Consider the following 13,984-nt stretch of genomic DNA (forward strand, 5'->3'; position numbering starts at 1 on the left):
TTAAAAAATCTCGCCAAGGTAAGTAACCTCAATGCCTTTCGATAAAGCAAATATAAGACTAATTTGTAAACTTGAAAGGCTAGCTGTATTGGTTGAGGTATATGAGGAAAACACTTCCCCATTTAAGAACTGAAACACACTTTTGCCCCTTTTCGTGTTAGCACGGAAACTGTCCTGCTACCAGACTTGTGTTTCAATAGTGCCTTGTAGTATCGAAAACACTTACCACAAACTCTAGAGATTTATGTACTATACCACCTACTGGAAGCTTGATGGGTGGTATTGACGTGAACTTATCTCAAATTGATCTGAATTTGCTCTTTGTTTTAAAGCACTTGCTCGAAGAGAAGCATGTATCTAACACCGCTATGGCTTTAAATATGAGCCAGTCTGCGGTAAGTCGAGCACTGCAAAAAATGAGAGTTTTCTTTAATGACGAATTACTGGTGCGCAAGAAATACGGCTATGAACTGACTCCAAAAGCAGAGTCAGTAAGGCAAGACATCAATAATGTGATTACCAGTTTAGAAAAACTTGCCCATAGAGACTCGTTTGATCCGAGCACTGTATCAAGCACCGTTAAGGTTTACGGCCTTCTTCCTCAGATTAATACCTTAATGCCTAAGGTTATCGCTAAGATTCGGCAAGAGGCTCCAAACCTTAAGGTCAGTTTGGACTCAGCACCAAAACGTCATTTTGATGCGTTGGTGGCTGGAGATGTTCATTTCGCACTTTCCTCTCATCAACCGCCAAGCTCTGAGCAAAATATCTATCGAATGGTTGTTGCTAAGCGTACTTTCCGTTTGCTTATGAGCCGCTATCATCCACTGGCCGATTTAGAGCTAACTCCAGAGCGTTTGGCCGAATTTGACTTTGGACAAGTCTCTTTGCAGGGTGAGAAGCGATTGTCGTTTGAGCATAAATACCAAGAGCTAGGGTTAGCGAACAAAAAAAAGCGTTTATCAGCGCCAGTGCAACTGAATAACTTTAGTTCTGCTCCAAGTATCGCTGCGGAGACTGAGATTATATTTCATCTACCGACACCTTTTGCAGAGGCAGCTTGTCAAGACCCTCGCTTGATCGTTCGAGAAGTACCTGCCGAGCTACAGTTGGACTTTCAAGAAGTCTTCCTATATTGGCACAAACGCTTTAACGATGATCCTATGTGTGAATGGGTACGAGAGATCTTTAAACAGCTCTATGTTGGAACCGATACTTTAGCTTAAATGCTTATATCGGGTAATTCGTGGTTAACTATTCGTATATTGGATAGTGATATTCTCTTTTCTCGATAGTGATTAACTTGTCAGTGATTATGATAATCAGGTTTAATTGATAATAATTATTAAATGCAATTACATTTTAAGCCTATTCAATATGAAGCCTCTTTTCACATACTCTCTATTTTCTACATCAGTTGTTTCTGCTTGTATTACTGTACCTATGGTCGTTGTTGCAAATGACCAGTTACCTGAGACTGGTATCAATACAACAGCAATGGAAACCGTAGTGGTTACAGCCTCTGGTTACGAACAGAATGTCACAGAAGCGCCAGCAACAATAAGTGTTCTCACCCGAGAGCAACTTGAAAATCGCTCATATAAAGATTTGACTGATGCTTTAAGTGATATACCTGGGGTAACCGTTACAGGAGGTGGTGATGGCCAAGATATCTCAATTCGAGGTATGCCTGCTCAATATACGGCCATTCTTGTTGATGGCAGGAAGCAGTCTGGTCGAGAAACTCAAACTAATGGTAGTACGTTTACTGAACAAGACTGGCTTCCCCCGTTGAGTGCAATTGAACGTATTGAAGTTGTACGTGGCCCTATGTCAACCCTTTATGGGTCTGATGCTTTGGGGGGTGTGATTAATATTATTACGCGTAAAAATTATCAAGAGTGGCACGGAAGCTTGCGTGCAGAAACGACGCTTCAAGAAAATTCAAAATCTGGAAATAGCTATCAAGGGCAGCTTTACCTTGCTGGCCCTGTCATTGATGGTCTGTTGAGTACTTCTTTGACTGGACTGTATCAGGAAAGAAAAGAAGATGAAATTGAAGGTGGTTATGCAGGTAAGACACTCGACAACTATCGAGCTTCTTTGTACCTCACACCTACCTCGGATGACACTTTTACTCTGGAGTTCACCAATCATAACCAAGAGCGAGAGACCACTCTAGGTAAATCAGTGGAGCGAGAGTCTCAAGTTGCAGTACGAGAATATGAACGCCAATCTATTGGTTTTAGCCACGACGGAAACTACTCTTGGGGTACAAGTTCTTCATTTATCAGTAATGAAACAGTAAAAAATATCGGTGCAGATAAAGAAGTCGAGAATAGTCAAATTAATACGCAATGGGGTCTGCCTCTTAATGCTCACTACTTAACACTGGGCGCATCTTTCGAGCAAAAGGATCTGACTGATAATAAACTGTCATTGACCTCTAAAAACAAGCAATGGGCAGTATTTGCTGAGGACGAGTGGTATCTCACGGATACATTCGCTCTCACCCTTGGTTTACGTTACGACGACAATGAGATCTTTGACGGGCAATTTAGCCCAAGAGCTTACGGGGTCTGGTCTATTGACCCTAGTTGGACGCTAAAAGGTGGTGTGTCTACGGGTTATCGAGCACCTAGTTTGACACAAATGGACGAAGAGTGGGTTCAAGAGAGCTGTAGAGGGCGTTGTTCTATTTACGGTAATCCAGACTTAACAGCAGAAACCTCCATCAATACAGAGATGGGACTGTATTACGTTAATGAGCGAGACCTTTCTGCAAACATTACTTTGTTTTACAGCGACTTCAAAGACAAGATCGAAAGTGAGTTTGTCGATCCGACGTGTACTGATAGCAGAAGTTGCGACCGCACTTACGTCAACATTGATGATGCGAACAGCTATGGTGCAGAAAGTTCCGTATCTAAGGGTATTACAGAGTCAATTACACTAAGTGCAACCTACTCGTATACTCGTAGTGAAAAGAACACTAATGACGATGATGATGGCTTGCCTCTTGTACAAGCACCTGAACATATCTTCTCACTTAATGGTGATTGGGCAGTGCGTGATGATGTTGCTTCATGGGCCCGCATGAACTATCAAGGCAAAGAGAAAAACAACATCACTAGTGATAGCACAAGAACGTTGGCACCTTCTATTACTTACGTGGATCTCGGTGTGAACTGGCGTGTAACTAAGAATGTGAAGTTAATGGCAGCGGTTTATAACTTGTTCGATGAGCAAATCACAGAGGAAGAGTTTGGCTACATTGAAGATGGCCGACGCTACTGGTTAGCTGCTGAAGCGACTTTCTAATCTACTTACTTTTTTAAGCGAATAACAAAACAATGAATACGAAAATTAAGTCTGCGATGACCTCTCTGCTACTTATGCCCTTTGTCTGTTTGGCTGGGGAGTTCAATGTAGAGAAGGATATCTTGTTCAAAACTGTAGGTGAAAGAGAGATTAAACTCGATCTTTATACTCCTTCGGTTGAATCAAATACTCAGTACCCGTTATTAGTCTGGGTACATGGTGGTGCATGGAAACGTGGGAGCAAAGACGCCATCCCAGAAAAGAACCCATTATTACTTCAGTCTGTGTTGAATGAAGGTTATGCGCTAGCTTCAGTTGATTATCGTTTAAGTGGAGAAGCGATCTTTCCTCAACCAGTACAAGACATTAATGATGCACTGAACTATTTGTACGACAATGCTGAAAAGCTCGGTATTAAACCGGACAATGTTGTGATAATGGGACGCTCTGCTGGCGGGCACCTCGCTGGCTTTATTGGTGCGACTAACTCGGCATACAACCAAGTAGATTTCTATGAGCCACCAAAGTACAAGGTCTCAGCCGTAGTAAGCTTTTTTGGCCCTACCGATTTACTTGAGTTAAGTAATAAAGGTGGCAAGAAAACCAGCAAAAAATCGTCTGTATCTCGTTTCTTAGGAGATATTCCAAACAATATTCCAAAGCTTGCCAAGAAAGCATCAACGACGAGTTATGTGAATGAAAATACTCCACCATATATACAGTTACACGGCACCTTGGATAAGCGAGTGCCTCTATCTCAAAGTGAGATACTTAAGGCTAAGCTTGATGAGCATGGAGTTACCAACCAACTTTTCATTGAAGAAGGTGTAGGACACAGTGCACCTGTCTTTGATACCGAGAAGTACGTTACTCATGTTTTGGACTTCTTAAATAAACACTTTCCGAACTAACGCTCTAGTCAATATAAGGCTTAAAAGTTCAAGGGGAAATACTGAGCCAACTGTGATTACAGTTGGCTTTTTCATGTATCTCTATTGGGCATTTTATCATTCTGATTAATGGGAGCGGCTGGCCCATTTTCAGGCAGTGGTTGAATAAATCTATGACTACTTTAGGGTATGTATTCTAACGTACTTCTGTCCAAAAAAGTGTTTCGTTAGCTTGAATTAGAACAACAAAGCGCTCTTCACAGAAAATGAAGGTCGTTTATCTCGTCTTAACAGCCTTTCAAGTTGTTTGAAATGAGGTATCGAGATCCGCTTCGCTCTTAGTTACGTTCAACCTTAGCTGCTACTTTTCATCAACAAATAGAGATGAGTTACCATCAAGTAGCATAGGGAAGCGAGTGAGCACTATTCTCTCAAATGAACACTAAACCCCTTCTTTGTAGCCTGTCACCTTCAAACTACTTCCTCTAGCGCTAACAATTAATTCAAATGTGCGCTGGTTAATGATTTTTCTGTAAGTAACACAATTGAACGTGATAGAAGTAACAAAATGGCCTCTTAACGGTAACGTTCCCGAAAAGTTTATATATTATCGCCCTCATTGATATAAGTAGTAGAGACGCTCTGAGTACGAGCGCTCTGAAATTCAGGCTTTAGATGGACATTTAAAGTCACCATAAGTTTGCGATTTTTCTTGGGAACGTTTGCAATATGCCTAAGTATAAATTTACGTGAGACTATGGAAATGAAACTACACACTTTGACGATGGCAGTAGCGCTTGGACTGGTTACTGCACCTGTATTCGCAGCAACAGATGTTGACGCTCTTGAAAAGCGAATTAATGAATTAGAACAGAGACTTGAACAGACAGAAAAAGCATCCACAGAAGCAAATGAGAAAGCCTCAAGCTTTGAGTTTCACGGCTACGCTCGTTCCGGGCTACTGATTAATGACGATCTGAATGGTGCAGTGGGTACTGGTCCTTACATGACGGCAGCTGGTGCTATTGGCGCTCCAGTTGGGCGATTAGGGGTAGAGGATGATCACTATGTGGAAGCAAACCTTATTCACAAACGTTTTGCAGATGATGGTTCCAGCGCATTGTTCCGAATCATGTTGGCAGATAGTACGGAAACCAATAACGAATGGACGGCGAGCGAGAGTCAATTAAACGTTCGTCAGGTATATGCTGAGCTAAACAAGTTGAGTATGTTCTCTGAATCAAGAGCTTTTGCTGACGCGACGTTTTGGGCTGGTAAACGATTTGATCGTGATAACTTTGACATTCACTTCTTTGACTCGGATATTGTTTTCTTATCTGGCACTGGTGCTGGTGTGTATGACGTCCAAATGAGCGAATCATGGAAAGCAAACTTCTCGATCTATGGTCGTGATTTTGGTGAGATTGATAGCTCGTCAACGGATGTTGAAAACTATATCGCGACAATGAACAACCGCTTCGGTAATTGGCAATTGATGCTGAGCGGCATGACGTCAGCTGATAACAATGATCGCGTAGAAGGAGCAGCGGACAAAGGTTTACATGCGATGTTTGCTTACCATGGCGATACCTTCTTTGGCATGAGTGAAGGCTTCTCTAAAACCGGTATTTTGATGGGTGATGGACTGGGTGCGGAACTTAAAGGCATCGGTTCAAACGGAGATTTGTTAGAAGACGCAAAAGCCGTACGCTTGTTCAGCTATGGTGTAACACGCATCGGCGACAACTGGCGTGTAGCACCTGCGTTGCTAGCAGAACACAGCCAAGATCGCTTTGCTAAAAATGATGAATTTACGTGGGCATCGTTCAACATCCGCTTAGCGCAAGAGTTTACGCAGAACTTTGAGATGGTTTATGAAGGCTCATACCAATACATGGACCTAGACAATGCGATTGATAAAGCAAGTGGCAGTTTTTACAAAGCGACAATCGCACCAACGCTTAAGATGTCTACCGCTGCAGGTTTCTTTGACCGTCCGGAGCTACGTTTTGCAGTTAGCTACGTTGATTGGAGCGAAGACTTGAATGGCTACTCGATTAGCCAGGATGCGGGTGCTGCAACGATGGGTGATGGTGGTGAAGTTCTGTTTGCACTGCAAATGGAAACTTGGTTCTAAAGGGATCTAACCGACAAAGAGTAATAAGAAAAGCGCCAACTGATTTCAGTTGGCGCTTTTTCATTAACAGGACTGACGCTCAATTGTTTTGAAGGTTAGTACCATTTTACTCATTTCAAAACTTCTGTTGGCAATTCTATCTAGTAGCAGTTTCGCACCATTTTCACCCGCTTTATCAAATGCATAGTTAAATGTTGATAAGGTTGGGGTACACACTGATGCGAGCTCATCATCACCAACTCCTAGCACTAAAACGTCTTTACCCGGTGTTAACCCGAGCTCTTGAATCGCTCTCATCGCACCGATAGCAATACGGTCTGTCGCACAGAACAAGCCATCTAGCTTAGGGTTCTTTGTTAAGTGTTGTTTTGCCAATGAATAGCCAGAATCGATGGTAAAGTCACCACGAGCATGGAAGGCGATCTCAAAACCATGGTGTTGCAGCGCTTGAACAAATCCTTCAGAGCGTTGCTTATCTACCGCGATATCGTCACCTTGCACGCCAATAAAACCCATGGTTTGGCAACCTTTTGCAACCAGTCTATTTCCCGCTTCAAACCCTACTCGTGCGTCATCATGAATGATGCTTGGAATATTAAACATGGAACCATCTTGACCGACGAGCACAACTGGAACGGCTGAGTTTTGAATTGCTTTTACCAGCTTGGAATCGAGGTGGGTGGCGTAAAGAATGATCCCTTCAACCCGTTTTTGGTTAAAGATCTGAATGTATTCCAGTTCTTTTTCGTGGGCTTGGTGAGTGCTAGCAAGTAAGACATGTTTCCCTGCTTTTTCAAGGACATCGGTTAATCCATCGACACCTTGGGATGTGGCATGAGAGGAAACCCGAGGAACAATGACACCAACCAGATTGGTCTTTTGAGATTTTAGATCTTTAGCGACTTGGTTTGGCACATAGCCACACTCCGCTACTGCTTGGCGGACTTTCAGTTTTGTCGCTTCTTTTACGCCATATTCATCGTTTATAACCCGTGACACTGTTGATTTTGATACGCCAGCCAGACGGGCGACATCATGCAGACTCGCCATTGTTCCTATCCATTCTGTTTTTCGTTTTTGGGATTGTTTGCAAAGAGAAGATGAAAAGCTCTTTGATAAGTAGCGATTCTAACCTCCTATACTGCTCTTAGGGAGAGAATTTGACGATCATTCTCACATTCTCTCTGCTTTATCTTTGATCATTTGGTTTTATTGAGCAAAAATCTGTTTTGCAAACGTTCCCGAAAATTTCGCAAGCTCAGATAATAATCCAATGGGGTATGAAATGAATTATCCGGCAGTAGCAAAAGAGTTGTTAACTCTATTAGGTGGTAAAAGCAACATCACCGCACTTGCGCATTGTGCGACACGCTTACGCCTTGCCGTTGCAGATGAGCAAAAAATAGATGAACAAGCGATTGATAGCCTTGAAGGAGTAAAAGGGCAGTTCAAAGTTGCGGGTCAGTACCAAATCATTTTTGGATCTGGCATCGTAAACCAAGTTTATGCAGAAATGGCGAAGTTGACGGGGATGAGTGAAATGTCCACCAACGACGTTGCGTCTGCTGGCGCAGAGAAACAAAACATTGTTCAGCGCGCGGTGAAAGGGCTGTCTGATATTTTCGTCCCAATCATTCCCGCAATCGTCGCTGGTGGTTTGTTGATGGGTATCTATAACCTATTGACTGCTCAAGGCTTGTTCATTGATGGCAAATCTTTGATTGATGCCAACCCAGGACTGACAGACTTGGCGAACATGATCAACACGTTTGCAAACGCGCCGTTTGTTTACCTGCCTATTCTGCTGGCATTTTCAGCCAGTAAGAAGTTTGGCGGTAACCCATATTTAGGGGCGGCGCTAGGTATGTTGATGGTTCACCCTGACTTGCTGAATGGTTGGGGATTCGGCGGCGCATCTGTGTCTGGCAACATTCCGGTTTGGAATATTCTTGGCTTTGAAATCCAAAAAGTGGGTTACCAAGGTTCGGTGTTACCGGTTTTGGTATCGGCATTCATTCTTGCGAAGGTTGAGCTAGGCTTACGTAAAGTCATACCTTCTGTTTTAGACAACCTTTTAACGCCATTACTGGCGATTTTCATAGCGGGTTTGCTGACGTTTACTGTCGTCGGTCCGTTCACGCGTGATATCGGTTTCCTATTGGGTGATGGTCTGAACTGGCTATACAACACTGCTGGCTTTGTTGGTGGTGCGGTATTTGGTCTTATTTATGCTCCGTTTGTTATTACTGGTATGCATCACAGCTTCATTGCGATTGAAACTCAACTTCTTGCGGATATTGCGACGACGGGCGGCACCTTTATCTTTCCTATTGCGGCGATGTCTAACGTTTCTCAAGGAGCGGCAGCGTTGGCGGTGGGCGTGATGAGCAAAGATAAGAAGATGAAAGGTATTGCGATTCCATCTGGTGTTACGGGTTTGCTGGGTATTACAGAACCGGCTATGTTTGGTGTTAACTTAAAACTACGTTACCCATTTATTGCGGCAGTTTGCGCTGCGGCGTTATCAAGTGCGTTCATCACAATGTTTAATGTGAAAGCTCAGGCATTGGGCGCAGCTGGTCTTCCAGGCATCATTTCCATTACGCCAGAGAAGATTGGGTACTACATCGCGGGTATGGTGATCGCGTTCTTGACCGCATTTGTTCTCACCATTGTTCTTGGTATGCGTGACCGCGCTAAAGTCGGTAGAAAAGCAGCGGCTTAATCTGAACTCCTTAGGGGTGGAGTCCCCCAAAATCCACTTCTTTTCCTAAATGTTTGGGGTGCTAGCCAAGCACTAATGGCTTGGCTAGCCTTTTTCAATTTTTACTTGGTAGTGAAGGTGTTCAACACGTTGGACTATCAGGGCTTTAATTTCAAGGTAAGCAAGATGAATCAAGTGTGGGTAACTGGTGATGCTGTTGTCGATCTAATACCGGAATCTGAGACTTCTTTACTCAAATGTCCCGGTGGTGCACCAGCGAATGTCGCCGTAGCTATTGCTCGTCTATCTGGTAAGAGTGCGTTTTTTGGACGTGTAGGTGATGACCCATTTGGTCGCTTCATGCAATCAACGCTCGATCAAGAGGGCGTGAGCACGGAGTTTCTCGTTAAAGATCCTGAGCAAAGAACATCAACAGTGGTGGTGGATTTAGACGAGCAAGGTGAGCGCAGCTTTACGTTTATGGTAAAACCGAGCGCTGATCAGTTTATGTCTGTTGAAGACATCCCTAACTTTAAGCAAGGTGATTGGCTACACGTTTGCTCAATTTCACTGGCAAATGAGCCAAGTCGAAGCAGCACATTTGAGGCGATCAAAAGAGCAAAAGCCGCTGGTGGTTTCATTAGCTTTGACCCTAACTTGCGTGATGAAGTGTGGCAAGATCAATCAGAAATCCAAGCTGTCGTGATGAAGGCTGTAGCGATGGCCGATGTGGTTAAGTTCTCTGAAGAAGAGCTTTTGTTCTTAACTGACTCAACGTCGATGGCGCAAGGTTTACAACAAATAGCCTCTTTGAATATTGCTTTGGTCTTGGTGACACAAGGTGCGAAAGGTGTTTGGCGCGTCTTTGAAAGTCAGAGTGAACTGATCACAGGTCAAGTCGTTAGTCCGATTGACACCACAGGTGCGGGTGATGCTTTTGTCGGAGGGCTACTGGCATGCCTGTCTCGGCATGACGATTGGAAAAATCATCCTGTTGTTAGCTCTGCGATTCAATGGGCAAATGGCTGTGGTGCATTAGCGACGACGCAAAAAGGCGCAATGACCGCGCTTCCGACCCAGACAGAGTTGCTGCAATTTATTGGGCAATGATCTTCAGATCCAATTTCAGTTGAGAAAAATTATGAGCTTAAACAACCGTTGGACTGTAGAGCAAAGATATCGTCGACTTGAGCAAATCCCTCAGTGTGATATCGAAGAAATGACACTTTCACGTCAGCAAGATAAAGGCTTTCCTAGTTTTCATATCGCCCCTAGATTTGGGCTGTTAAATGACCCAAATGGGTTGTGCTATTTCAATGGTGAGCACCACATCTTTTACCAGTGGACGCCTGTGGGACCAGTCCATGGAATGAAGTATTGGTATCACCTTTCTACTAAAGACTTCATCCATTTTACTGATCATGGCGTGGGTCTTCATCCCGACCAAGACTACGATTCACATGGTGTCTATTCGGGCGGCGCTTTGGTGGAAAACAACAAGGCTTTGCTGTTTTTTACTGGCAACAAGCGTGACCAAAACTGGAATCGAATCCCAACACAGTGTTTTGCCACCATGGATTCAGACGGCAGCATTGAAAAGCACGGTGTAGTCATTGAGAACGAACATTACACGGAGCACTTTCGTGACCCAAAAGTTTGGAAGAAAGGCGACGACTATTTGATGGTGGTGGGTGCTCAAACCAAAACCGAGCATGGTTCTATGGCGCTCTATCAAAGCAAAGATTTGAAAACGTGGCAGCATAAAGGTCCTATCAAGACCAAGTTCTCTGACCTTGGGTACATGTGGGAGTGTCCTGATTTATTTGAGATTAATGGTCAATCGGTGATGCTGTTTTCTCCACAGGGCGTGAGCAGTAGTAATCCTTATGATTTCAAAAACATCTATTCTGTCGCGTATATCGTGGGTGATCAGTTGAACCTAGAGTCGATGACTTTAGAAAACCACCAAGATATTTTACAGCCAGATTATGGGTTTGATTTCTACGCCCCACAAACCTATTTAGATGAGAATGGGCGTCGCATTCTTATTGCATGGATAGGGTTGCCAGAAATCGACACGCCATCGGTCACACACCAGTGGGCAGGAATGTTGTCTCTTCCTAGAGAACTAACGTTGAAAGATGGTTTTCTTGTTCAAACTCCACTCCCTGAATTGGAGAGTTTAAGAAAAGAAGAGGTAGTCTTTGCACAGTCCCATACACTGGAAAGCACAAGTTGTTTGATCCAATTAGACCTTGAGGGCGATGGCTTTGAACTTGAGCTGAGTAACCTCAAAGGTGACAACATCGTCTTTAGTGCGACAAAGCACGAGTTTATGCTGGACCGTCGTCACATGTCTCATTTGTACGCGGAAGAATTTGGTAGCATTCGAAAAGCACCAAGATTGGACGCTAAGCAGACGATTGATATATATATCGACAATTCTGTCATCGAGATTTTCATTAATGGTGGCAAACACACGATGACCAGTCGTTTCTTTATTGATGACCTGAATACGGTAACGTTGAGAGGGTTGGAGCAAGCAAGGCTTTTCCCTTTGAAAGGTATTTCTGGTTTGTTTGAATCAGCTAAGTAACGGTTTTGAATACATTAAAACGCCCTTCATTGATTTAGTGAAGGGCGTTTTTCTTTCTAACTATCTAACTTAACTACCTATCACGCACGTAAGTTGTTTGAACTAAGGTATCCAGAACAACTTCATTCTTGGTGACTTTGAAGTTTAGCGGTTGTTCTAAATCCCCAAATAGAGGTGCGCCGCCGAGTGTAGCTTACTCATCGTTGGCATCTCGAACCTAGTTCACATTATCGCGACGTTTTTACTTATAGCGTGAAAGAAAATCCCATAACCAAAGGTTCTAACTAAAAGAGATTGCAGGACTTTTATTTAGCGAATTCGACCTAATATCTTGAGTATGCCTAATCGCAGTTGGCGAAGAGGTGATGTTAATAATGCTTGCTGGCGCGTAAGACCCGTCAGTTTGAAGATGCATTCAAACACAATAAGGGAAAACAATGGCTAACGAATACATTCCACCAAAAGTTTGGACAAACGATAATGAAAACGGCGGTCAGTGGGCGAGCATCAACCGTCCGGATTCTGGCGCACGTCATGAGCAAGAGCTTCCAATTGGTGAGCACCCATTCCAACTTTACTCAATGGGTACCCCAAACGGTCAGAAAGTGACGATCATGTTTGAAGAGCTTTTAGCGGCAGGCGTAACGGCAGCAGAATACGATGCGTACCTGATTAAGATTGGCGATGGTGACCAGTTTGGCTCTGGCTTTGTGGCTGTTAACCCAAACTCTAAAATTCCGGCATTGGTTGACCGTTCGGGTTCTGAGCCAGTGAACGTGTTTGAATCTGGCAACATCTTGTTTTATCTAGCAGAGAAGTTTGATCATTTCTTACCAAAAGAAGGCGCTAAGCGTGCTGAGGTAATGAACTGGTTATTCTGGCTGCAAGGTTCTGCGCCATATCTAGGCGGTGGTTTTGGTCACTTCTACGCGTACGCACCAGAGAAGTTCGAGTACCCAATCAACCGCTTTACAATGGAAGCAAAACGTCAGTTAGATGTATTAGACAAGCGTCTTGCGAACAATGAATTCCTAGGTGGCGATGAGTACAGCATCGCTGATATCGCAACATGGCCATGGTACGGCAACCTTGTGTTGGGTCGTGCTTACGATGCGGCTGAATTCTTAGACGTAGAAAGCTACAAAAACGTTGTGCGTTGGGCAAAAGTAATTGATGAGCGTGAAGCGGTAAAACGTGGTCGAATTGTGAACCGTTCATGGGGTGAAGAATGGGAGCAGTTACCTGAGCGCCACAGCGCAGAAGATATTGATAAAGTATTGAAACTTAAACCATAAGCAATCTTGGCCTAGCTACGTCAAATGAGTTTAGTTTTATTTATGCTTATACAGTGACCTTAATCAAATCTATAGCGCACCATATACGGTGCGCTATTTTTATTCTCATTTAGTCTCGAAATTCTAATTTATATCACCTATTGAAGAGCATTTAGTTCGTAGATGAATCTTTAATGTATTTATATGTTATGATGCAAAACAAAGCTCATATTTCCATGTTAAATATGGACTGGTTATACTGCTTTCTAATAATTAAATTATTTAAAAATTATAAACCGATTTTATATCCATTATAAATGAAATTAATGATAATTAATATTTGACATAACCACTAAATTTATGTGGAATATGCGGGTTGATTTGTTTTGAAGAAATAAAATTAATTTCTAGTACTTTTATTTAAGACAAGCTTAGCTTTTAGCGATGTTTAATTATTAATGCTTATATCATGAAAGAGGATATGTATGATGTCGTCGTTTGAGTCGTATTGGGTTGGGGTACGTCAAAGAATAGCTACACAAACCCAAGGTAACCGCAGTTTAAAGTCTCTAGTCATTAAAAAGCAGCGTGTGAACTTAAATAACAGTGGGTTATCCTTTCGCGCTAAGTCCGGATGCCTTATCCCTCACTGTTATACCAAGTTCTCTGATGAGATAAACCTAAAAACATCGAAAAAATCGTCTCTTAGTTTTAAAAAAGGAAAGCTGTATTTTTCTCCGATTTAATAATAAATGAAATTTACATAAATTATAATCTGAGGTTTTTAAATTTATCGATAATTAATTGCGATTTTATGATGCGTTTTCAGTATGTTTTCTTGGTAAGTAATTAGCTGGGCTTATTGTTGATTGTTTTTGTTGTTTCCTATTTAGATATGGATAAAAGCTCAACTACTTTTCCTATACCAACTTACTCCCTGAATTGACTTGCGCGCTTTTTCTCTCCTCTCAAAAAACATAGCGTTACGGAATTATTTTCGCTCCTGTTTCATTCTTCAAGACGAAAGCTCTACCTACCTCTCATTATTTTCGACAAACATTG

General features: G+C 42.8%; 9 protein-coding genes and 1 pseudogene. 8 read left to right on the forward strand and 2 right to left on the reverse strand.

What is annotated here, in order from left to right:
- Positions 1-272 precede the first annotated feature (272 nt).
- The 4 genes from IQR33_RS18750 (at position 273) to IQR33_RS18765 (ending at position 6,348) form a co-directional block, all read left to right on the forward strand.
- A complete protein-coding gene (locus IQR33_RS18750; protein WP_017819843.1) occupies positions 273-1,226 on the forward strand; it encodes a LysR family transcriptional regulator in 954 nt (317 codons plus the stop codon).
- 151 nt (positions 1,227-1,377) lie between these two features.
- Positions 1,378-3,321: a TonB-dependent receptor domain-containing protein gene (locus IQR33_RS18755; RefSeq protein ID WP_033906196.1), complete on the forward strand. Its 1,944-nt coding sequence runs from the start codon at positions 1,378-1,380 to the stop codon at positions 3,319-3,321.
- Between the two features lie 32 nt (positions 3,322-3,353).
- Positions 3,354-4,232 carry an alpha/beta hydrolase gene (locus IQR33_RS18760; protein WP_042523228.1) on the forward strand — a complete coding sequence of 293 codons (879 nt, stop codon included), beginning with the start codon at positions 3,354-3,356 and terminating at the stop codon, positions 4,230-4,232.
- Positions 4,233-4,974: 742 nt separating this feature from the next.
- Positions 4,975-6,348 (forward strand): carbohydrate porin, encoded by a 1,374-nt coding sequence (locus IQR33_RS18765; protein WP_042523226.1) that lies wholly within the window; start codon positions 4,975-4,977, stop codon positions 6,346-6,348.
- Positions 6,349-6,411: 63 nt separating this feature from the next.
- On the opposite strand, the gene IQR33_RS18770 is transcribed toward IQR33_RS18765, so the two are convergent.
- Positions 6,412-7,398: a LacI family DNA-binding transcriptional regulator gene (locus tag IQR33_RS18770; protein WP_005373712.1), complete on the reverse strand. Its 987-nt coding sequence runs from the start codon at positions 7,396-7,398 to the stop codon at positions 6,412-6,414.
- A gap of 235 nt (positions 7,399-7,633) precedes the next feature.
- Between IQR33_RS18770 and IQR33_RS18775 the strand changes: the two genes are divergently transcribed.
- The 3 genes from IQR33_RS18775 (at position 7,634) to IQR33_RS18785 (ending at position 11,648) form a co-directional block, all read left to right on the forward strand.
- Entirely contained in the window at positions 7,634-9,073 is a 1,440-nt protein-coding gene (locus tag IQR33_RS18775) for a sucrose-specific PTS transporter subunit IIBC (RefSeq protein ID WP_025767958.1), read from the forward strand.
- Between the two features lie 165 nt (positions 9,074-9,238).
- Positions 9,239-10,162, forward strand: a complete 924-nt coding sequence (locus tag IQR33_RS18780) for an aminoimidazole riboside kinase (protein ID WP_017819849.1) — start codon at positions 9,239-9,241, stop codon at positions 10,160-10,162.
- Positions 10,163-10,193: 31 nt separating this feature from the next.
- Entirely contained in the window at positions 10,194-11,648 is a 1,455-nt protein-coding gene (locus IQR33_RS18785; protein WP_042523221.1) for a sucrose-6-phosphate hydrolase, read from the forward strand.
- A gap of 73 nt (positions 11,649-11,721) precedes the next feature.
- On the opposite strand, the pseudogene IQR33_RS35545 reads toward IQR33_RS18785, so the two are convergent.
- A pseudogene (locus tag IQR33_RS35545) lies at positions 11,722-11,832 on the reverse strand (dihydrofolate reductase); the annotation flags it as partial.
- Positions 11,833-12,085: 253 nt separating this feature from the next.
- Here IQR33_RS35545 and yghU point away from each other — a divergent pair.
- Positions 12,086-12,943 (forward strand): glutathione-dependent disulfide-bond oxidoreductase, encoded by an 858-nt coding sequence (yghU, locus tag IQR33_RS18790; RefSeq protein WP_053349291.1) that lies wholly within the window; start codon positions 12,086-12,088, stop codon positions 12,941-12,943.
- The last annotated feature ends 1,041 nt before the right edge of the window (positions 12,944-13,984 follow it).

Source organism: Vibrio sp. OPT46 (assembly GCF_015163535.1).
In the GTDB taxonomy this organism is placed as follows: Bacteria; Pseudomonadota; Gammaproteobacteria; order Enterobacterales; family Vibrionaceae; genus Vibrio; species Vibrio alginolyticus.